This is a genomic window from Pseudomonas sp. OTU5201 (genome assembly GCF_038440135.1).
Taxonomy (GTDB): domain Bacteria; phylum Pseudomonadota; class Gammaproteobacteria; order Pseudomonadales; family Pseudomonadaceae; genus Metapseudomonas; species Metapseudomonas resinovorans.
In genome coordinates this window covers 75,611-96,324 of record NZ_JASATC010000002.1, presented here as the reverse complement: position 1 = coordinate 96,324, position 20,714 = coordinate 75,611, and the positions used below count along the sequence as shown (strand labels likewise).

Here is a 20,714-nt window from a genome sequence, read left to right as displayed (position 1 = left end):
TTGAGCCGCTTATGGTAAATAATCAGCCACAAAGCAAAACATTATTGCAGCCGAGGGATAATCAATGAGTCGGTGGGAAGGCCTGGACGAGTTCGTTGCGGTCGCAGAGTCAGGCCAGTTCACTGCTGCTGCCAAGCGCCTGGGCATCTCGTCGTCCCATGTCAGCCGACAGATCGCCGGCCTGGAAGAACGCCTGCAGACGCGGTTGTTCTATCGAAGCACCCGTAAGGTCGCCCTCACCGAGGCCGGACAAACCTTCCTGCAACATTGCCAACGTCTGATGGATGCGCGCGAGGAAGCCCTGCGCGCGGTGAGCGATCTGACCAGCGAACCCAAGGGCTTGCTGCGCCTGACCTGCGCGGTGGCCTACGGCGAGCGCTTCATTGTGCCGCTGGTCAACGAATTCATGGCGCGCCACCCACAACTGCGGGTGGATATCGAGCTCAGCAACCGTACCCTGGACCTGGTGCATGAAGGCCTCGACCTGGCGATACGACTGGGCCGCTTGCAGGATTCGCGGCTGGTGGCCGCACGCCTGGCACCACGGGTCATGTACCTGTGCGCGGCGCCTTCCTACCTTGAACGCTATGGTCGCCCCCACAGCCTCTCGGAACTGGCCCGGCACAATTGTCTGATTGGCAGTGCCGACCATTGGGACTTTCTGCAGCAGGGGCGCGAACACGCCATCCGTGTCCAGGGCAATTGGCGCTGCAACAGCGGCCAAGCAGTGCTGGATGCAGCCTTGCGCGGTTTCGGCCTGTGCCAACTACCTGATTACTACGTGCTGGAGCACCTGCGCAGCGGCGCATTGGTGTCTCTGCTGGAACAACATCGACCGCCAAACACGGCGGTGTGGGCACTTTATCCACAGCAACGTCACCTCTCGCCCAAGGTACGGAAACTGGTGGATCTGCTGAAAGAAGGGTTGGCCGAACGGCCTGAGTACGCGCTGGATCAGCCGCGCGTCGACCAGCGCTGACGTAACCAGTCGAGGTCTTCGGGGCGAGTGATCTTGAGGTTGTCGGCGCGCCCCTCCACCAGCCTGGGTGCGTTCCCCGCCCATTCCATGGCGGAAGCTTCGTCAGTGATGGCGACACCGGCGACCAGGGCATCGGCCAGGGCCCGATGCAGGGCGCCGAAGCGAAACATCTGCGGCGTGTAGGCCTGCCAGATCAGGCTGCGATCGACGGTTTCCGCTACCCGGCCATCAGCACTTGCGCGCTTCAAGGTGTCCCGTGCCGGGACGGCGAGCAAGCCACCCACCGGATCGTCGGCCAACTCGGCCAGCAGCAGATCGAGGTCAAAACGTGACAGGTTAGGCCGTGCCGCATCATGCACCAGCACCCAATCGTTCGCACGGGCGCCGCGCTCGGCCAGGCGCAACAGTGCGCTTAGCACCGAATCCGCGCGCTCCTTGCCACCGTCGGCACGGATGATGCGCTCGTCGCTGGCGCAGGACAGCGCAGGCCAATACGGATCATCCGCCGAAAGGCTGATCACCAGTCCCTTGAGCTGAGGGTGATCGAGGAAACAGTCGAGGCTGTGCTCGATAATGGTTCGCCCGGCAAGCTCAAGGTATTGCTTGGGACGGTCGGCACGCATGCGAGCACCGACGCCAGCGGCAGGAATCACTGCCCAGAAGAAAGGGATATCGGCCTGGTTCATTCGGAAATCTGGTAGAGAGTTTCGCCTTCCTTGACCATGCCCAGTTCATGACGGGCACGCTCTTCGACAGTTTCCATACCCTTTTTCAGCTCCATCACTTCGGCTTCCAGGATACGGTTGCGCTCCAGCAGGCGTTCGTTCTCACCTTGCTGCTCGGCGATCTGCTGCTGTAGATCCTGGACCTGCGCCAGGCTGCCATCGCCCACCCAAAGGCGATACTGCAGGCCCGCCAGCATCAGGATCAGGACAACGAACAACCAGTAAGTGTTAGGGCGAGTCATTTTGCCAGGGAGTATCCATGCGAAAAGGGCAGCTTGCGCTGCCCTTCTACCAGTCCCTGCCGGCCGGGCAGGTTGAAATCAGGTGATGACGCGCAGTTTACATGAAGTAAAGAGGCATTCAGCGGCTGATTTCAACCCGGCCTGACCGATTGCAGCTGCGGACTTAGCCGCGGAACTCGGCACGGCCGCGGTAAGGCGCCTTTCCGCCCAACTGCTCTTCGATACGCAGCAGCTGGTTGTACTTGGAGACGCGGTCGGAACGGCACAGGGAGCCGGTCTTGATCTGACCGGCGGCGGTGCCTACGGCCAGGTCGGCGATGGTGCTGTCTTCAGTCTCGCCCGAACGGTGAGAGATCACCGCGGTGTAGCCGGCAGCCTTGGCCATCTGGATGGCTTCCAGCGTCTCGGTCAGGGAGCCGATCTGGTTGAACTTGATCAGGATCGAGTTGGCAATGCTCTTCTCGATGCCTTCCTTGAGGATCTTGGTGTTGGTCACGAACAGGTCGTCACCCACCAGTTGCACCTTGGCGCCGATCTTGTCGGTCAGGTCTTTCCAGCCGGCCCAGTCGGACTCGTCCATGCCGTCTTCGATGGAGATGATCGGGTAGCGCTGGGTCAGGCCGGCCAGGTAGTCAGCGAAACCGGCAGCGTCGAACACCTTGCCTTCGCCGGCCAGGTCGTAATTGCCGTCCTTGAAGAATTCGCTCGAGGCGCAATCCAGTGCCAGGGTCACGTCAGTGCCCAGCTTGTAGCCGGCATTGGCGACGGCTTCGGCGATAGCGGCCAAGGCGTCCTCGTTGGAAGCCAGGTTCGGCGCGAAGCCACCTTCATCGCCTACCGCAGTATTCAGGCCACGGGCCTTCAGCACGGCTTTCAGGTGGTGGAAGATTTCAGTGCCCATGCGCAGGGCGTCTGCGAAGTTCTTGGCGCCAACCGGCTGCACCATGAACTCCTGGATGTCGACGTTGTTATCGGCGTGCTCGCCGCCGTTGATGATGTTCATCATCGGGACGGGCATGGAGTACTGGCCCGGCGTGCCATTCAGGTCGGCAATATGAGCGTAGAGCGGCACGCCCTTGGCCTGGGCAGCGGCCTTGGCGGCGGCCAGGGACACGGCGAGGATGGCGTTGGCGCCCAGTTTGGCCTTGTTCTCGGTACCGTCCAGTTCGATCATGGCGCGGTCCAGGGCTTTCTGATCGACAGCGTCCTTGCCCAGCAACAGATCGCGGATCGGGCCGTTGATGTTGGCTACGGCCTTCAGTACGCCCTTGCCCAGGTAACGGCTCTTGTCGCCATCACGCAGTTCCAGTGCCTCGCGGGAACCGGTGGAAGCACCGGACGGCGCGCAAGCGCTACCGATGATGCCGTTCTCGAGGATCACATCGGCTTCCACAGTGGGGTTGCCACGGGAGTCCAGAACCTCGCGGCCCTTGATGTCGACGATCTTTGCCATTGTTGTTAGCACTCCAAAAGTTGACGAAAACGCTCAGCAGAAAGTGGGGCGATTCGCCGGGCCTCGGGGTCGGCTGACCCGGCGAATGTCCTGACCGATCGGTCAGATTGTGCCCACGCGGCACTTTACCGGAGAAAGGCCGGTTCAGGCAGTCTCGATCGGCGGAAAACTCTTGACCAGGTCGTCCAGCTGCTTGAGCTGGGACAGGAAGGGCTCGAGTTTGTTCAGGCGCAGCGCGCAAGGGCCATCGCACTTGGCGTTGTCCGGGTCCGGGTGGGCCTCGAGGAACAGACCGGCCAGGCCCTGGCTCATGCCGGCCTTCGCCAGGTCGGTGACCTGGGCACGGCGGCCGCCGGCGGAGTCGGCGCGTCCGCCCGGCATCTGCAAGGCGTGGGTGACGTCGAAGAATACCGGGTACTCGAACTGCTTCATGATGCCGAAGCCGAGCATATCCACGACCAGGTTGTTGTAACCGAAGGAGGAACCGCGCTCGCAGAGAATCAGGCGATCATTACCGGCTTCCTCGCACTTGGTCAGGATGTGTTTCATCTCCTGAGGCGCAAGGAACTGGGCTTTCTTGATGTTGATCACCGCGCCGGTCTTGGCCATGGCCACCACCAGATCGGTCTGCCGGGACAGGAAGGCCGGAAGCTGGATGATGTCGCATACCTCGGCCACTGGGGCTGCCTGGTAGGGCTCGTGGACGTCGGTGATCACCGGTACGCCGAAGGTTTTCTTCACTTCCTCGAAAATCTTCATGCCTTCTTCCAGGCCCGGGCCACGGAAGGAGTTGATCGAGGAGCGGTTGGCCTTGTCGAAGCTGGCTTTGAACACGTAGGGGATACCGAGCTTCTCGGTCACCCGCACGTATTCTTCGCAAACCTTCAGGGCCAGGTCGCGGGACTCCAGCACGTTCATGCCACCGAAGAGCACGAACGGCTTGTCGTTGGCGATATCGATATTGCCGACGCGAACAATCTTCTGCGCCATGGGTCAGGCCTTCTTCGCTTTCTGCGCCAGGGCGGCGTTGACGAACCCGCTGAACAGCGGGTGGCCGTAACGCGGGGTGGAGGTGAACTCCGGGTGGAACTGGCAAGCCACGAACCAAGGGTGGTCCGGAGCCTCCACGACTTCCACCAAGGCACCGTCGCCAGAGCGGCCAGTGACCTTCAGGCCGGCTTCCCGCAGTTGCGGCAGCAGGTTGTTGTTCACTTCATAACGGTGGCGATGGCGCTCGACGATCTCGTCCTTGCCATAGCAGTCATGGACCAGGGAGCCGTTTTCCAGCTGGCAGGCCTGGGCGCCGAGGCGCATGGTGCCGCCAAGGTCGGACGCTTCGGTACGGATTTCGGTAGCGCCGGTAGCGTCCTGCCACTCGGTGATCAGGCCCACGACCGGGTGGCCGCTGGATTTGTCGAATTCGGTGGAGTTGGCGTCGGTCCAGCCCAGCACGTTACGGGCGTATTCGATGACCGCAACCTGCATGCCGAGGCAGATGCCAAGATAGGGAATCTTGTTCTCGCGGGCGAAGCGAACGGTGGAGATCTTGCCTTCCACACCACGTAGGCCGAATCCGCCCGGAACCAGGATGGCGTCAACGCCCTCCAGCAAGGCAGTGCCCTGGGTTTCGATGTCTTCGGAATCGATGTAGCGCAGGTTCACCTTGGTGCGACTCTGGATACCGGCGTGGCTCATCGCTTCGATCAGCGACTTGTAGGCGTCCAGCAGCTCCATGTACTTGCCGACCATGGCGATGGTGACTTCGTTCTCAGGGTTCAGCTTGGCATCCACCACGCGGTCCCACTCGGAGAGGTCGGCACTGCCGCATTGCAGGCCGAAGCGCTCGACGACGATGTCGTCCAGGCCCTGGGCGTGCAGCACGGACGGAATCTTGTAGATGGTGTCGACGTCCTGCAGGGAGATCACCGCGCGCTCTTCCACGTTGGTGAACAGGGCGATCTTGCGGCGAGAGGACAGGTCGACGTCATGGTCGGAACGGCAGATCAGCACGTCCGGCTGCAGGCCGATGGAACGCAGCTCCTTCACCGAATGCTGGGTCGGCTTGGTCTTGGTCTCGCCGGCGGTGGCGATGTAGGGGACCAAGGTCAGGTGCATCAGCATGGCGCGCTTGGCGCCCACTTCCACGCGCAGCTGGCGGATGGCTTCGAGGAAGGGCTGGGACTCGATGTCGCCGACGGTGCCGCCGATTTCCACCAGGGCCACGTCCGCACCAGCGGCGCCCTTGATGATGCGGTGCTTGATCTCGTCGGTGATGTGCGGAATTACCTGGATGGTGGCACCCAGATAGTCACCACGGCGCTCCTTGCGCAGCACGTCGGCATAGACGCGGCCGGTGGTGAAGTTGTTGTTCTGGGTCATGGTGGTGCTTACGAAGCGCTCGTAATGGCCCAGGTCGAGGTCGGTCTCGGCACCGTCCTCGGTCACGAAGACTTCACCGTGCTGGAAGGGGCTCATGGTACCCGGGTCCACGTTGATGTACGGGTCGAGCTTGAGCATGGTGACCTTCAGCCCCCGCGCTTCCAGAATGGCGGCCAAGGATGCCGAGGCGATGCCTTTCCCCAAAGAAGAAACAACACCGCCCGTGACGAAGATGTAGCGCGTCATGAAAAACCCTAGAAGTCTGCGTTTAGGCGGAAAGCCGCCGGGGAAAGCGATGAAGGGCTATGGCCTTCAACCATGGAGCGCCACTGGGGCGCTGCTTCAAAAGCAACAACCGCCGATTCCGAAGGAATCAGCGGATGCTATGTAAGACGGGAGCGTAGTCTACCGGAAAGACCCTATCAGCTCAAACCTTGGTCATTCGTCGGTGGGGTCCAGCGCAGACGCCAGTTGCCCGCTTGCGGACCGTCCAGCCCCGGCAGATTGGCCACGGCCAGCAGTTCTCCGTCGACGAAGAGCAGCGGCAATCGGCCACGGGCAAAAGCGGGCAGCCGCGACTCATTGAGCAGTCGCTTGAGGTCGCGACGCCCTCGCCCTGCTATTTCCAGCACTTCACCTCCTTGCCGATAGCGAACCTCGAGCCGACCAGTCGGCGCCTCGCCCTGCAACTCCAGCCGGCCGTTACCGGGCAACTCGAGCGGTTGAGCGGGATCGTGCCAGGCAAGATTCGAAACCGGTGCGGCGAGCCAGTCCCCGGATAACCACCACAACCGTCCGTCGGCACGTTGAAGTTCGCCCCGCGCGAGACGCCAGACCGGCGCCGAATCGACGGCGGCATTACGCAGGTTTTCCCATCCCGCCCAATGGCCGCTGTCGGGAAGTGGCGTCAACTTCGTCAGCCAGAAACGTAGTGCATTGCGTTGCCGGGCTGGCGACAGGACGACCAGCATCTGCAGCTCCAGAGACGGCAGGAGCAGCCAAGGGAAGTCACCGCAGTCTCGTGCGCTTTCGAGGTCCACCTGTGCCAACTCGCCCAGCAGGGTTTCTGCCTCGGCCAGATGTTCGGCGCTACGCGCCAGGCTTTCCGCTACCTTTGGCCATCGGGCCTGCAGCACCGGGAAGATGCTGTGGCGGAGGAAATTGCGGGATAGCGACGTGTCGGCGTTGCTCGGGTCTTCCACCCACTGGAGCCCTTCGGCGCGAGCGTAGGTTTCCAGCTCGGCACGAGCTGCGCGCAGCAATGGCCTGACCAGGGTGCCCTGCCCCAGCGAGCGGCTTTCCGGCATGCCCGCCAACCCACGCACACCGGCACCACGCAGCAGGCGGAAGAGCAGCGTCTCGGCCTGGTCGTCACGGTGCTGGGCGCTGAACAGCACTTCCCCGGCACCCAACCCATCGATGAAGGCGGCATAACGCGCATCCCGCGCGGCCCTTTCCAGGCTCGGCCCGGAATCTACCGTTACCCGCAGCACCTGGAGTGGAACGCCCAGTTCATCGCAAACCCGCCGGCAATGGCTCGGCCAGGCATCGGCCGCGACCTGCAGGCCGTGATGGACATGGATGGCAGAAAGCGGCGGCAGGGCTTCGCGGCGGGCGAGGCGCACCAGCAGATGAAGAAGGACAGTGGAGTCGAGCCCGCCGGAGAAGGCGACGCGCCAAGCCGGTGCATGGCGCCACGGGGCCAGGGCGGACAACAGGCAGGATTCGAGGGACATGGGAGGCTCGGGTAACCGACTCGGGCCCCAAGCATAAAGCCGGGGCCCGAGACGCGCAGCCTGAAGCGAGGAGTCAGGCTACGCCGTAGCTCATCAGGCGATCATAACGACGCTTCAGCAGATCCTCGTTGCTGAGTTTCTGCAGCATTTTCAACTGCTCGGAGAGCTCCGCGCGGATGGACTCTGCAGTGGCTACTGGATCGCGGTGGGCACCGCCCAAGGGCTCGGCGATCACCTTGTCGACAATGCCCAGGCCTTTCAGGCGCTCGGCGGTGATGCCCATGGCCTCCGCCGCATCCGGCGCCTTCTCGGCGGTTTTCCACAGGATGGAAGCGCAACCTTCCGGCGAAATCACCGAGTAGGTGGAGTACTGCAGCATGTTCAGGCGATCACAGACGCCTATGGCCAGCGCGCCACCGGAACCACCTTCACCGATCACGGTGGCGATGATCGGGGTTTTCAGGCGAGCCATGACGCGCAGGTTCCAGGCAATGGCTTCGCTCTGGCCACGCTCCTCGGCATCGATGCCCGGGTAAGCGCCGGGGGTGTCAATGAAAGTGAGGATCGGCATCTTGAAACGTTCGGCCATTTCCATGAGACGGCAGGCCTTGCGGTAGCCCTCGGGGCGCGGCATGCCGAAGTTGCGACGGACCTTCTCGCGCACCTCACGGCCCTTCTGGTGGCCGATGATCATGACCGGTTCGTCGTTCAGGCGGGCAACGCCGCCAACGATGGCTGCGTCGTCGGAGAAGTGACGGTCGCCGTGCAGTTCGTCGAACTCAGTGAAGATGTGCTCGATATAGTCAAGGGTATAGGGCCGACGCGGGTGGCGCGCCAGCTGGGCGATCTGCCAGCTGGAAAGGTTGCCGAAGATGCTCTCGGTGAGCGCGCTGCTCTTCTCCTGCAGGCGGGAGATCTCGTCGGTGATGTTCAGGGCGTTGTCGTTACCGACCAGACGCAGCTCCTCGATCTTGGCTTGCAGATCGGCGATGGGCTGTTCGAAATCCAGAAAGTTCGGGTTCATAGGCTTCCGTCGTGCGCTTGGGGCCAGGCGGCTGGTTCCATTTGGCGCCCTACCTTAAGGGATCGGGCGCGTTCGGGTCGAGATCAAATCGAAATCGGGCCGCTGCGAGCGTGCTGTCACGTTCGCATCAGCGGTAGTGCAGGAAGACGTTGTCGCGCCCAAACTGGTCACGCAATGCCTGAATCAAAGCGTCGGCCGGCGCTACTCGCCAGTCGTCGCCGAACTGCAGCAGGGCCTTCGCGTCGTTCCCGCTGTAGTCCAGGGTCAGCGGGCAAGAGCCACGATGACGACCGCAGAGTTCCGCCAGCCAGCGCAGGCGATCGCCTTGAAGGGCACTGAAGTCCACCTTCATGCGCAAGCTTTCGGCCAGGCCGGTGCGCGCCTCCTCCAGGCTGAGCACACGCTTGGCACGCAGGCGCAGACCGCCGGAGAAGTCATCGTGACTGACCTCCCCTTCCACTACGACCAGGGCGTCCGTCTGCAGCAGGCCATGGGCGGCGTTGAAGGCTTCGGCAAAGAGCGACGCCTCGATGCGGCCGGAACGATCGTCGAGGGTGATGAATCCCATCTTGTCGCCTTTCTTGTTCTTCATCACCCGCAGGTTGACGATCAGACCGGCGATGATCTGGGTGTCCCGTGCCGGCTTCAGCTCGACGATGCGCTGGCGGGCGAAGCGGCGGACCTCACCTTCGTACTCGTCGATCGGGTGACCGGTCAGGTAGAGGCCCAGGGTGTCCTTCTCACCCTTCAGGCGTTCCTTGAGGGAAAGCTCCTTAGCCTTGCGATGGTTGGCGTAGACGTCCGCCTCGGGCTCGGCGAACAGCCCCCCGAAGAGGTCCATGTGGCCGCTGTCGTGGCTGCGCGCAGTCTGCTCGGCGGCCTGGATAGCTTCTTCCATGGCGGCCAGCAACACCGCACGGTTGCGGTCGATGCCGGCCTGATAGGCCTTGGCCTCGTTGCTGAAGAACGGCCCCAGGCGATCGAGGGCACCGCCGCGAATCAGCGCCTCGAGGGTCCGCTTGTTGATGCGCTTGAGGTCGACGCGGTTGCAGAAATCGAACAGGTCCTTGAAAGGTCCACCCTCGGCTCGACACTCCGTGATGGCCTCCACCGGGCCTTCACCCACGCCCTTGATGGCGCCGAGGCCGTAGACGATCTGGCCATCTTCATCGACGGTGAAACGGTACTCGGAGTTGTTCACGTCGGGGGCGACGATGCGTAGCTTCATGTGCCGGCATTCTTCGATCAGCGTCACCACCTTGTCGGTGTTGTGCATATCCGCAGTGAGTACCGCGGCCATGAAGGGTGCCGGGAAGTGCGCCTTGAGCCACGCGGTCTGGTAGGAGACCCAGCCGTAGGCAGCGGAGTGGGACTTGTTGAAGCCGTAGCCGGCGAACTTTTCAACCAGGTCGAAGATGTTGCCCGAGAGGTTCGGGTCGATGCCGTTGTTCGAGCAGCCTTCAATGAAGCCGCCGCGCTGCTTGGCCATTTCCTCGGGTTTCTTCTTACCCATGGCACGTCGCAGCATGTCCGCGCCGCCAAGGGTATAGCCGGCCATCACCTGGGCGATCTGCATCACCTGTTCCTGGTACAGGATGATGCCGTAGGTCGGCTTGAGTACCGGCTCCAACCCCGCATATTGGTAGTCAGGGTGCGGGTAGGAGAGCTCGGCGCGGCCGTGCTTACGGTTGATGAAGTCGTCCACCATGCCTGACTGCAGGGGGCCCGGACGGAACAACGCCACCAGTGCGATCATGTCTTCCAGGCAGTCGGGCTTGAGCTTCTTGATCAGCTCCTTCATGCCGCGCGATTCAAGCTGGAAGACCGCCGTGGTCTCCGCCTTCTGCAACATGTCGTAGGTTTTCTTGTCGTCGAGCGGGATACGGTCGATGTCCACCAGCGGCAGGCCATGCTTCTCCTGCTCGCGGTTGATCATCTCCATGGCCCACTTGATGATCGTCAGGGTGCGCAGGCCGAGGAAGTCGAACTTCACCAGGCCGGCGGCCTCCACATCGTCCTTGTCGAACTGGGTCACCAGGCCAGCGCCCTCTTCGTCGCAGGCGATCGGCGAGAAGTCGGTGAGCTTGGTCGGCGCGATCACTACGCCACCGGCGTGCTTGCCAGTACCCCGGGTAATGCCCTCCAGCTTCAAGGCCATGTCCCATATTTCCTGGGCTTCTTCGTCCACCTTGAGGAAGTCCCGCAGCGCTTCTTCCTGGTTGAACGCCGCCTCCAGGGTCATGCCCACTTCGAAGGGGATCATCTTCGACAGGCGATCGGCCAGGCCGTAAGACTTGCCCTGTACCCGCGCCACGTCGCGCACCACCGCCTTGGCCGCCATGGAGCCGAAGGTGATGATCTGGCTTACCGCGTTGCGCCCGTACTTGTCGGCAACGTAGTCAATCACACGGTCGCGGCCGTCCATGCAGAAATCGACGTCGAAGTCGGGCATGGAGACCCGCTCGGGATTGAGGAATCGCTCGAACAGCAGGTCGTAGGCCAGCGGATCAAGGTCGGTGATTTTCAGTACGTAGGCCACCAGCGAACCCGCGCCCGAGCCCCGGCCAGGCCCCACCGGCACGCCGTTGTTCTTGGCCCACTGGATGAAGTCCGCAACGATCAGGAAGTAACCGGGGAAGCCCATCTGGATGATGGTGCCGAGTTCGAACTCCAGTCGGTCGATGTAGAGCTGTCGCTTCTCTTCGTAGTCAGGCGTGGTGTCCTTCGGCAAGAGCACGGCCAGCCGCTCTTCCAGGCCCTCGAAGGAAGCATGACGGAGGTAGTCGTCAATGCTCATGCCATTGGGCGTGGGGAAGTCGGGCAGGAAGTGCTTGCCCAGCTGGACCTCTATATTGCAGCGCTTGGCGATCTCGACCGTGTTTTCCAGCGCTTCGGGGATGTCGGCGAACAGTTCGGCCATCTCCTCAGGAGACTTGAGGTACTGCTGATCGGAGTAGTTACGCGGCCGACGCGGATCGTCCAGAACCCGGCCTTCGCCGATGCAGACGCGAGTCTCGTGAGCCTCGAAATCGCCGGGCTTGATGAAGCGCACATCGTTGGTCGCCACCAATGGAGCGCCGCAGCGCTCGGCCAGCGCAACCGCGGCATGCACATGTTCTTCGTCGAGGACGCGGGAGGTACGCTGCAGTTCCAGATAGAAGCGATCCGGGAAGACGATCTGCCACTCGGCCAGAAAGGCCTCGGCGCCGGCTTGGTCGCCATTGAGCAGGGCCATCCCGATCTCCCCTTCCTTGGCGCCGGACAGGGCAATCAGGCCTTCGGCAGCTTCCTTCACCCATTCCCGCTGGATGATCACCAGACCATTGCTCTGGCCTTCGGACCAGCCACGGGAGATGAGTTCGGTCAGGTTGCGGTAACCCTTGGCGCTCATCGCCAGCAGTGTCATGCGGCTCAAGGGCCCATCCTCGAAGGGGCTGGCCAGCCAGATATCGGCCCCGCAGATGGGTTTGATGCCGCCACCCATGGCGGCTTTGTAGAACTTCACCAGCGAGCACATGTTGCTCTGGTCGGTGATCGCCACCGCCGGCATACCCGCTCCCGCCACGGCCTTGACCAGCGGCTTGACCCGTACCAGGCCGTCTACCAGGGAGTATTCGGAATGCAGACGCAGATGGACGAAGGAAGCGGTCATGGAAGTCCTATGCATAACGCGAAAACGACAAGGCCCGGATTGTACCGGGCCATCGGATAAAGCTACAGGCTTGGGGCAAGGTCGCGGACTGGAGCGACAACAGGCCTCAGCGGCCCCCCTCGATCAGCTCCCGAACCGGGCCGAAAGAGCGTCGATGGATCGGCGTCGGTCCCAGGCGACGCAGGGCCTCAAGGTGGACCGGCGTGGGATAGCCCTTGTGCCCGGCGATGCCGTAGCCGGGGTAGAACGCGTCCAGTTCGGCCATCTCACGGTCGCGACTGACCTTGGCCAGGATAGACGCAGCAGCAATGGCCGGCACCTGGCTATCGCCCTTGACCACAGGCGCGCTGGGAACCTTGAGCTTGGGGCAACGATTGCCATCGATCAGGGCCAATTTCGGCGTAACGCTGAGGCCCTCCACGGCGCGCTGCATCGCCAGCATGGTGGCATGGAGGATGTTCAGCTGATCGATCTCCTCCACCTCGGCACGGGCGATGCACCAAGCAAGGGCCTTTTCTCGGATCTCGTCGAACAACGCATCCCGGCGGGCTTCGGAGAGCTTCTTCGAATCATTGAGACCGATAATCGGCCGCGCCGGATCAAGAATGACCGCCGCGGTAACCACCGGACCGCAGAGAGGGCCACGACCGACTTCGTCGACGCCGGCCACCAGCTCTTCAACCAGGCTGAAATCCAGACCGAGCTGCATCAGGGCACTCCAATCAGTTGCAGGACGGCATCGGCCGCCTGGCGCGATGCGTCCTGACGCAGGGAACGGTGAATGACATCGAAGCCATGGGTCTGCACCTCTCCGTCTTCCAGCAAGGGCGAAACAGCCTGGGCCAAGGCCTCGGGCGTCGCGGCATCCTGCAGCAGCTCAGGTACCAGCAGACGTTGAGCCAGCAGGTTAGGCAGGGACACGTAGGGGCTCCTCACCAGGCGCTTGAGAATCCGGTAAGTCAGCGGTGCAACCTTGTAGGCCACTACCATCGGACGCTTGTACAGCAGGGCTTCCAGCGTGGCGGTGCCGGAGGCGATCAGTACCGCATCGCATGCAGCCAGGGCCTCGTGGGAACGACCATCGAGCAGTTTCAACGGCAGGTCGCGACCGGCGACCATCGCCTCGACCTGTGCGCGCCGCTCTGGACTCGCGCAGGGCAGCACAAAACGAATGCCGGGGCGAATGGAACGCAGGCGTTCGGCGGCGTCCAGGAACAAGGCCCCCAACTTGCCAACTTCACCGCCCCGGCTACCCGGCAACAACGCCACCACGGGCGAGTCCTCGGGCAGGTCCAGCGCGAGCCGCGCAGTCGCGCGATCGGCCTGCAACGGAATGGCATCGGCCAGTGGGTGGCCGACAAAGCGCACCGGCACCCCATGCTCGTCATAGAACCGCGCTTCGAAGGGGAAGAGCGTGAGCATCAGGTCGCACCCTTCGCGAATTTTCAACACACGCTTCTGCCGCCAGGCCCAGACCGAGGGGCTGACGTAGTGCACGGTCTTGATACCGGCGCGTCGAAGCTTGAGCTCGACGCCCAGGTTGAAGTCCGGTGCGTCGATGCCGATGAAGACGTCGGGACGCTCATCGATCAGGGTCTGGATCAGACGCTTACGGCGCGCCAGCAACTCGGGAAGACGCCCAAGCACCTCCACCAGGCCCATGACTGCCAAGCGTTCCATGGGGAAATAGGATTTCAGCCCCTCAGCCTGCATGCGCGGGCCGCCAACGCCGATGAACTGCGCGTCGGGATGGCGCACCTTGAGCGCCTGCATGAGGGTGGAACCAAGGATGTCGCCGGACGCCTCGCCGGCAACCAGCGCGATGCGCAAAGGACGATTCATGGGCTCAGCGGGTAATGCCGCGGGTCGAGGACTGGATGGAGTCGCGGAAAACGGCAACCTCCGGGAACTGGTCAGAGGTCTCGGCGAGTTCGGCAAGTGCCTGCTCGACGGTCAGCCCCTGGCGGTAGACCACCTTGTAGGCACGACGCAGGGCAGCAATGGCTTCGGCGCTGAAACCGCGACGGCGCATACCCTCGAAGTTCATGCTGCGGGCCTCGGCCGGGTTACCAAAGACGGTGACGTAGGCCGGCACGTCTTTGCCGATGGCCGTGCCCATGCCCGAGAAGCTGTGGGCGCCGATGCGGCAGAACTGATGCACCAGAGTGTAACCGGAGAGAATTGCCCAGTCGTCCACATGTACATGGCCGGCCAGCGCAGTGTTGTTCACCAGAATGCAATGATTCGCGATCACGCTGTCGTGACCGATGTGAACATAAGCCATCAGCAGATTGTGGTCACCAATGGTTGTCTCGGAGCGGTCCTGCACGGTGCCACGGTGGATGGTCACGCCTTCGCGGATCACATTGTGGTCGCCGATCACCAGGCGGGTGGGCTCACCCTTGTACTTCAGGTCGGGCGTGTCCTCGCCCACCGAAGAGAACTGATAGATGCGGTTGTGCTTGCCGATACGGGTCGGCCCCTTGATGACCACATGGGGTCCGACCACGGTCCCCTCGCCAATTTCCACATCGGGTCCAATGATCGACCAGGGGCCGACCTGAACACCATCCGCCAGCTTTGCCGACGGATCGATAATGGCGCGAGGGTCAATCAAACTCATAGTTTGCGTTCCGCACAGATGATCTCGGCCGAGCAGACGTCCTTGCCATCGACACTAGCGTGGCAGTCAAACTTCCAGATGCCGCGTTTGACGCTGAGGAACTGCGCGCTGAGGATCAGTTGGTCGCCCGGCAGCACCGGCTGGCGGAAGCGCAGCTTGTCAGAACCCACGAAGTAGTAAAGAGTGCCGTCAGCAGGTTTGACGTCGAGCATCTTGAAACCGAGGATGCCGGCCGCCTGGGCCATGGCTTCGATGATCAGCACACCAGGCATGATCGGGTGCTGCGGGAAATGGCCGTTGAAGAAGGGCTCGTTGATGCTGACATTCTTGTAGGCGCGAATGCGCTTGCCTTCAACATCCAGCTCCACCACTCGATCCACCAGGAGGAAGGGGTAGCGGTGCGGCAGATATTCGCGAATCTCGTTGATGTCCATCATGTTCCTGGAGCCTTTTCAAAGTATTGGGGATGCACGGCGCTACGCAAATCAGGCTTCTGATGAAGCATCCCCGCCCGGGGTCACTGCCGCCAGGCGTTTTTCCAGTTGCTGCAGACGACGCGCCATGTCGTCCAACTGGCGAATACGGGCAGCGCTCTTCTTCCACTCCGCAGCAGGCTGCATCGCGGTACCGGAAGAGTAGGCACCCGGCTCGGTGATATTGCGAGTCACCATGGTCATACCGGTGACGAACACGTTGTCGCAAACCTCGATGTGGCCAACCATCCCCACACCACCGGCAATCATGCAATTGCGGCCAATCTTGGTACTACCGGAAATGCCAACACAGCCGGCCATGGCGGTGTTGTCACCAATCTGCACGTTGTGCGCGATCATGATCTGGTTATCCAGCTTCACGCCATTGCCGATCTGGGTATTGGACAGGGCACCGCGGTCGATGGTGGTGTTGGCACCCACCTCGACGTCATCACCCAAGACGACACCGCCGATCTGCGCAATCTTCTGCCAGACGCCTTTCTCGTTGGCAAAGCCAAAACCTTCTCCGCCGATCACGGCGCCAGACTGAATAACTACGCGTTTGCCGATGATCACATCGTGATAGAGGGTCACACGCGGAGCCAGCCAGCCACCTTCACCGATCACGGTGCGGGCACCGACCACGCAATGAGCGCCCAACGTCACCCCGGCGCCAATTTGTACGCCGGACTCGATCACCACATAGGCACCGACGCTAGCGCTCGGATCGACCTTGGCGTCTTCGGCAACCACAGCAGTCGGATGAATGCCAGGTTGAGCCTTGGGCTTGGGGTCGAACAGATGGGAAAGCTCGGCGTAAGCCAGGTAGGGGTTGGCTACCACCAGAGCGCTGCCGCTGTAACCCTCCGCATCGGCCGGGGTCAGCAATACGGCTGCGGCACGGGTGTCGGCGAGGAACTTGCGATACTGCGGATTGGCCAGGAAAGTGAGTTGGCCCGGACCAGCCTCCTGCAGGGTAGCCAGGCCACTGATCGCTGTACCTTCGGCACCACACAGGGTGGCACCGAGGCGTTCGGCCAGTTGGCCGAGAGTGAAGACCGGGGCAGTCATCATCAACGCTGCTGGTTCATGCGCTCGATGACTTGGCGGGTGATGTCGTACTGCGGCTTGACGTCAACCACGGCACCACGCTCCAGCACCAGGTCAAAGCTGCCCTTCTTCAGGACTTCTTCAACAGCCTTGTCCAGCTTCGGCTTGAGTTGCTTGAGCATGTCGCGATCGGCAACAGCTTTCGCTTCGTTCAGCTCCTTGGACTGGAACTGGAAGTCACGAGCTTTTTGCTTGAATTCGAGCTCCAGGCGCTCACGCTCGGCCTGCTGCATCTTCTCGCCGTCTTTCACCAGACGGTCCTGAATGCGCTTGGCGTCGCTTTCCAGGGTTTTCAGCTTGTTCAGTTGGGGGCCGAACTTCTTCTCTGCATCGACGGCGTACTTCTTGGCGGCGTCGGATTCCAGCAGGGCCATTTGATAGTTCAGAACCGCAATCTTCATTTCCGCGAAAGCCGGAGTCGCCATCAAGGCAGCGGCAACCAGAACGAATTGAGTCAACTTACGCACGATGCAACTCCTGCAACACATACTGTTGTCTTGATGAAACACTTAGAAAGTCTGGCCCAGGGAGAACTGGAACACCTGGGTATCGGCATTGTCCGGCTTCTTGACCGGCATGCCCAGACTGAAGCTCAACGGGCCCAGCGCAGTAATCCAAGTCAGACCTACACCCACCGAACTCGCCAAATCACCTGCGTTGATACTGCTGCAGTTGGTCGCAGTGGACGAGCAACTGGTGTCGAACACGTTACCCACATCCCAGAACAGCACGGTACGAAGCTGGCGCTGATCCTTGACGAATGGCAGCGGGAAGAGCAATTCCACACCACCCTGGATCAAAACGTTGCCACCGAAAGGCAGCGGATCTTGGTCCGGGTCGGCCGCAGTGCCTTCGTTGCCCGTTACAGCCTGTCCACGACTAGGTGTGCTACGCGGCCCCAGACTGCTGTCTTCGAAGCCGCGTACCGAGTTGAAGCCACCCGCGAAGTAATGTTCGTAGAACGGCAGCTCAGAGGTGGAACCATAGCTGTCGCCATAGCCCAGTTCGGTGTGCCAACGCAGTGCCGTGTTCTGGGTCAGCGGAGTGAACAGCTGGCCACGGTAGTCGAGTTTGTAGAACGACAGGTCGCTCCCCGGAATGGTGCTTTCCAGCACCAGGCTCTGGGAGTGGCCGCGCGTAGCCATTACGCCCTTGTTCAGGGTCGATTCGGACCAACCAATGGACCCCTTGAAGTTGGTGTAGCTATCGCCTTCTTCCTCAAGGAAATCGAAGATCTCGTCGACCGTGTAGATGCCGGTATTGATCTTGTCCTGCTGCACGGTCAGGCCATAGGTCAGGCGCGCAGTTTCGCTGATTGGGTAACCGATGCTGACACCGGCACCGTAGCTGTCCACCGCATAGCTGGATACGTCGGTGTCGAGGTCATCGTAGTCGGTACTGCGGTAGAAGGCGTTGTAGCCCAGACTCACGCCGTCCGGAGTCCAGTAGGGGTCGACAAAGCCGAAGTTGTAGCGGGTCTGGTACTCGGAACGGGTCAGACCGATGCTGACCTTGTTACCAGTACCCAGGAAGTTGTTTTGGCTGATGGAACCGCCGAGAATCAGACCGGCGCTCTGGGCGAAGCCCACGCTGGCGGTGATGGAGCCGGACGGCTGCTCTTCCACGGTGTAGTTCACATCGACCTGGTCATCGGTACCCGGCACCTGCGGGGTCTCGACGTTGACTTCCTTGAAGAAGCCGAGGCGCTCCAGACGAGTCTTGGACTGGTCGATCAGGTAGGTCGACGCCCAGCCACCTTCCATCTGGCGCATTTCGCGACGCAGCACTTCGTCTTCTGTCTTGGTGTTGCCACGGAAATTGATGCGATTGACATAGGCGCGCTTGCCCGGGTCCACCACGAAGGTGATGGAAACGGTGTTGTCCTCGTCATGGGCTTCCGGCACGCCGTTCACGTTGGCGAAGGTATAGCCCTCGTTACCCAGGCGGCGGGTAATCAACTCAGACGTAGTCGTCATCACCTTGCGCGAGAAAACTTGCCCCTGCTGTACCAGCAGCAGCTTCTTCACTTCGTCCTCGGGCACCTTCAGGTCGCCGGAGAGCTTCACGTCGCGAACGGTATACTTCTCGCCCTCGTCAACGTTGACGGTGACGTAGACGTGCTTCTTGTCCGGGGTGATAGATACCTGCGTGGAAGAGATATCCATGTTGATGTAGCCGCGGTCCAGGTAGTAGGAACGCAGACGCTCCAAGTCGCCGGAAAGCTTTTCGCGGGCGTACTTGTCGTCGTTTTTGAAGAAGGACAGCCAGTTGGTGGTCTTCAGTTCGAACAGGTCGATCAGATCCTCATCGGAGAAGACCGTGTTGCCGACGATGTTGATGTGCTGGATAGCTGCGACCGAGCCTTCGTTGATCTTGATCTTAAGCGCTACGCGGTTGCGCGGCTGCGGGATCACGTCAGCCTCGATCTCGGCGGAGTAACGGCCCTGGGCCACATACTGGCGCTGCAGTTCGTTACGCACACCTTCGAGCGTCGCGCGCTGGAAGATTTCCCCGTCAGCCAGGCCGGACTGTTTCAGGCCCTTGAGCAGGTCTTCGGTGCTGATGGCCTTGTTGCCCTCGATCTCAATGCTGGAGATCGACGGACGCTCGACTACGGTGATAACCAGCACGTCGCCTTCGCGGCCCAGTTGGATATCTTGGAAGAAACCCGTCTTGAACAGGGCGCGGGTGGCCTCGACCAGGCGGCGGTCATCAGCCGTGTCGCCGACGTTGAGTGGCAGTGCGCCGAATACGCTGCCAGCGGATACCCGCTGCAGGCCATTGACGCGAATGTCGGAGATGTTGAAGGACTCGGCGTGAACCTCGGCGATCATGAGTGCGGCAAGCACCGCAGGTAGCAGCAGGCGTTTCATGAAGTCCTTTTTAATTCCAACCGGTAATAAAGAATCTGCCGCACAAGGCGGCAGACTCGGCATTCAGTGACTTGTTACAGACGGCTCAGATCGTTTACCAGGGCGAGCAACATCACCCCCACGACTAAACTGATACCGATCTGCACCCCCCAAGCCTGCACCCGTTCTGACAATGGACGACCTCGCGCCAATTCGATCAGATAGAACAGCAGGTGCCCCCCATCCAGGACAGGGATTGGCAACAGATTGAGAACCCCCAGGCTTATGCTCAGATAGGCGAGGAAGTTCAGGAAATCCCCCACCCCGGACTGGGCCGAAGCGCCCGCCACTTTAGCAATGGTTATCGGCCCGCTCAAGTTTTTTACCGAGAGCTCGCCGAGCAACATTTTCTTTAGGGAATCCAGAGTTAGCAGGCTCATGGACCAGGTCCTGGCCGCTGCCTCAGTCACCGCATCGAGCGGACCGAAACTGACCTCCCGAAGCATTTCCGGCGGCCATTCAATGCCTTTCACCCCCGCACCAAGGTAACCACTGCGGGCTTCGCCTTCGCCACGACTTGCCAGGGTCAGTTGAACTTCGCGAACCTGGCTGTCGCTCTCGACGCTAAGAGTGACTCGCTCGGCGGGACGCTTGCGCACCCGTTCCACCAACTGCTGCCAGTCATCAAGCGGCTGACCGTCAAGGGCCAGCAGGCGGTCACCGACTTTGAGTCCTGCCGCCTGGGCCGGCCCCTTCGGGTCAAGCTCAGCAAGCACCGGCGGGATCGCGGGACGCCAGGGCGTGATACCCAGTGCGCCAATCGGGTCAGGCTCATCGGCGCCCTTGAGCCAGGCGTTCAACTGCAGCTCTCGGAACTGTTCGGTTGTGGCGCCGGCCTCACGCACGCCGACCTGGAGCGTGCCGCTTTCTCCCAGGCGGCGAACCAGTTGCAGATTCACCTGGGACCAGCCGCTGACGGCCTTGCCGTCCACCGAAACGATTTCCTCGCCGGCTTCCAGGCCAGCCCGGGCGGCAATGCTGTCCGACTCAACACTACCGATGACAGGCCGTACCTGCTGACTGCCGAGCATGGCCAGCACCCAGAAGAACAACAGTGCCAGGAGGAAGTTGGCGACGGGCCCGGCAGCCACGATGGCGATGCGTTGTCCCACCGGCTTTCGGTTGAAGGATTGGTCGAGCAACTCTGCTGGCACTTCCGCCTCGCGCTCGTCCAGCATCTTCACGTAACCGCCAAGAGGAATGGCGGCGATAACGAACTCGGTACCGTGGCGATCATGCCAGCGGAACAGCGCCGTGCCGAACCCTACGGAGAAGCGCAGGACCTTGACCCCGCAGCGCCGCGCCACCCAGAAGTGACCGAACTCGTGGAAAGTGACCAGCACCCCCAGAGCGACCAGGGTGCCAAGAATCATATATAGAGCGCTCATCGGTTTCCTCTGGAGCAG

The 20,714-nt window shown here is 61.7% G+C and carries 17 protein-coding genes; 1 reads left to right on the top strand and 16 read right to left on the bottom strand.

Annotation, left to right across the window (positions count from 1 at the left end):
* The first annotated feature begins 64 nt into the window (after positions 1-64).
* Complete coding sequence (locus tag AAHM40_RS01670) at positions 65-979, top strand: LysR substrate-binding domain-containing protein (RefSeq protein WP_342243147.1); 915 nt, start codon at positions 65-67, stop codon at positions 977-979.
* Here the strand turns inward: AAHM40_RS01670 and ispD are convergent.
* The 16 genes from ispD to rseP form a co-directional block, all read right to left on the bottom strand.
* Positions 955-1,665 (bottom strand): 2-C-methyl-D-erythritol 4-phosphate cytidylyltransferase, encoded by a 711-nt coding sequence (ispD, locus tag AAHM40_RS01665; protein ID WP_342243146.1) that lies wholly within the window; start codon positions 1,663-1,665, stop codon positions 955-957. The genes AAHM40_RS01670 and ispD overlap by 25 nt on opposite strands.
* Positions 1,662-1,946: a cell division protein FtsB gene (gene ftsB, locus AAHM40_RS01660; protein ID WP_028627463.1), complete on the bottom strand. Its 285-nt coding sequence runs from the start codon at positions 1,944-1,946 to the stop codon at positions 1,662-1,664. The genes ispD and ftsB overlap by 4 nt, the downstream gene beginning before the upstream one ends.
* Positions 1,947-2,109: 163 nt before the next feature.
* Positions 2,110-3,399, bottom strand: coding sequence for a phosphopyruvate hydratase (gene eno / locus AAHM40_RS01655; RefSeq protein WP_342243145.1), 1,290 nt, complete (start codon positions 3,397-3,399; stop codon positions 2,110-2,112).
* A 144-nt stretch (positions 3,400-3,543) separates the two neighbouring features.
* Complete coding sequence (gene kdsA / locus AAHM40_RS01650; RefSeq protein ID WP_028627461.1) at positions 3,544-4,389, bottom strand: 3-deoxy-8-phosphooctulonate synthase; 846 nt, start codon at positions 4,387-4,389, stop codon at positions 3,544-3,546.
* 3 nt (positions 4,390-4,392) lie between these two features.
* On the bottom strand, positions 4,393-6,024 hold the full coding sequence (locus AAHM40_RS01645) for a CTP synthase (RefSeq protein WP_342243144.1): 1,632 nt from the start codon (positions 6,022-6,024) through the stop codon (positions 4,393-4,395).
* A 176-nt stretch (positions 6,025-6,200) separates the two neighbouring features.
* On the bottom strand, positions 6,201-7,514 hold the full coding sequence (gene tilS, locus AAHM40_RS01640) for a tRNA lysidine(34) synthetase TilS (RefSeq protein WP_342243143.1): 1,314 nt from the start codon (positions 7,512-7,514) through the stop codon (positions 6,201-6,203).
* Between the two features lie 73 nt (positions 7,515-7,587).
* A complete protein-coding gene (accA, locus tag AAHM40_RS01635) occupies positions 7,588-8,538 on the bottom strand; it encodes an acetyl-CoA carboxylase carboxyl transferase subunit alpha (RefSeq protein WP_342243142.1) in 951 nt (316 codons plus the stop codon).
* A 127-nt stretch (positions 8,539-8,665) separates the two neighbouring features.
* The gene (dnaE, locus tag AAHM40_RS01630; protein WP_342243141.1) at positions 8,666-12,190 is read right to left on the bottom strand and encodes a DNA polymerase III subunit alpha; all 3,525 of its coding nucleotides are present in this window, start codon (positions 12,188-12,190) and stop codon (positions 8,666-8,668) included.
* 106 nt (positions 12,191-12,296) lie between these two features.
* Positions 12,297-12,899, bottom strand: a complete 603-nt coding sequence (rnhB, locus tag AAHM40_RS01625; RefSeq protein ID WP_342243140.1) for a ribonuclease HII — start codon at positions 12,897-12,899, stop codon at positions 12,297-12,299.
* Positions 12,899-14,032, bottom strand: coding sequence for a lipid-A-disaccharide synthase (gene lpxB, locus AAHM40_RS01620; protein WP_342243139.1), 1,134 nt, complete (start codon positions 14,030-14,032; stop codon positions 12,899-12,901). Before lpxB ends, rnhB begins: the two co-directional genes overlap by 1 nt.
* 4 nt (positions 14,033-14,036) lie before the next feature.
* The gene (gene lpxA, locus AAHM40_RS01615) at positions 14,037-14,813 is read right to left on the bottom strand and encodes an acyl-ACP--UDP-N-acetylglucosamine O-acyltransferase (protein ID WP_342243138.1); all 777 of its coding nucleotides are present in this window, start codon (positions 14,811-14,813) and stop codon (positions 14,037-14,039) included.
* Positions 14,810-15,250 (bottom strand): 3-hydroxyacyl-ACP dehydratase FabZ, encoded by a 441-nt coding sequence (gene fabZ / locus AAHM40_RS01610; protein WP_342243137.1) that lies wholly within the window; start codon positions 15,248-15,250, stop codon positions 14,810-14,812. The genes lpxA and fabZ overlap by 4 nt, the downstream gene beginning before the upstream one ends.
* A 48-nt stretch (positions 15,251-15,298) precedes the next feature.
* On the bottom strand, positions 15,299-16,357 hold the full coding sequence (lpxD, locus tag AAHM40_RS01605; RefSeq protein ID WP_446731527.1) for a UDP-3-O-(3-hydroxymyristoyl)glucosamine N-acyltransferase: 1,059 nt from the start codon (positions 16,355-16,357) through the stop codon (positions 15,299-15,301).
* A gap of 2 nt (positions 16,358-16,359) precedes the next feature.
* Positions 16,360-16,863, bottom strand: coding sequence for an OmpH family outer membrane protein (locus tag AAHM40_RS01600; protein ID WP_028627451.1), 504 nt, complete (start codon positions 16,861-16,863; stop codon positions 16,360-16,362).
* 42 nt (positions 16,864-16,905) lie between these two features.
* On the bottom strand, positions 16,906-19,269 hold the full coding sequence (gene bamA, locus AAHM40_RS01595; RefSeq protein ID WP_028627450.1) for an outer membrane protein assembly factor BamA: 2,364 nt from the start codon (positions 19,267-19,269) through the stop codon (positions 16,906-16,908).
* A gap of 74 nt (positions 19,270-19,343) precedes the next feature.
* Positions 19,344-20,696 (bottom strand): sigma E protease regulator RseP, encoded by a 1,353-nt coding sequence (rseP, locus tag AAHM40_RS01590; RefSeq protein WP_342243135.1) that lies wholly within the window; start codon positions 20,694-20,696, stop codon positions 19,344-19,346.
* Positions 20,697-20,714: the final 18 nt, after the last annotated feature.

Coding starts and splice junctions, on each gene's coding strand:
- ispD (WP_342243146.1), bottom strand. CDS start 1,665: ATGAACCAGGCCGATATCCCTTTCTTCTGGGCAGTGATTCCTGCCGCT.
- AAHM40_RS01645 (WP_342243144.1), bottom strand. CDS start 6,024: ATGACGCGCTACATCTTCGTCACGGGCGGTGTTGTTTCTTCTTTGGGG.
- accA (WP_342243142.1), bottom strand. CDS start 8,538: ATGAACCCGAACTTTCTGGATTTCGAACAGCCCATCGCCGATCTGCAA.
- ftsB (WP_028627463.1), bottom strand. CDS start 1,946: ATGACTCGCCCTAACACTTACTGGTTGTTCGTTGTCCTGATCCTGATG.
- kdsA (WP_028627461.1), bottom strand. CDS start 4,389: ATGGCGCAGAAGATTGTTCGCGTCGGCAATATCGATATCGCCAACGAC.
- eno (WP_342243145.1), bottom strand. CDS start 3,399: ATGGCAAAGATCGTCGACATCAAGGGCCGCGAGGTTCTGGACTCCCGT.
- bamA (WP_028627450.1), bottom strand. CDS start 19,269: ATGAAACGCCTGCTGCTACCTGCGGTGCTTGCCGCACTCATGATCGCC.
- dnaE (WP_342243141.1), bottom strand. CDS start 12,190: ATGACCGCTTCCTTCGTCCATCTGCGTCTGCATTCCGAATACTCCCTG.
- lpxD (WP_446731527.1), bottom strand. CDS start 16,357: ATGACTGCCCCGGTCTTCACTCTCGGCCAACTGGCCGAACGCCTCGGT.
- tilS (WP_342243143.1), bottom strand. CDS start 7,514: ATGTCCCTCGAATCCTGCCTGTTGTCCGCCCTGGCCCCGTGGCGCCAT.
- fabZ (WP_342243137.1), bottom strand. CDS start 15,250: ATGATGGACATCAACGAGATTCGCGAATATCTGCCGCACCGCTACCCC.
- lpxB (WP_342243139.1), bottom strand. CDS start 14,032: ATGAATCGTCCTTTGCGCATCGCGCTGGTTGCCGGCGAGGCGTCCGGC.
- lpxA (WP_342243138.1), bottom strand. CDS start 14,813: ATGAGTTTGATTGACCCTCGCGCCATTATCGATCCGTCGGCAAAGCTG.
- AAHM40_RS01670 (WP_342243147.1), top strand. CDS start 65: ATGAGTCGGTGGGAAGGCCTGGACGAGTTCGTTGCGGTCGCAGAGTCA.
- rseP (WP_342243135.1), bottom strand. CDS start 20,696: ATGAGCGCTCTATATATGATTCTTGGCACCCTGGTCGCTCTGGGGGTG.
- rnhB (WP_342243140.1), bottom strand. CDS start 12,899: ATGCAGCTCGGTCTGGATTTCAGCCTGGTTGAAGAGCTGGTGGCCGGC.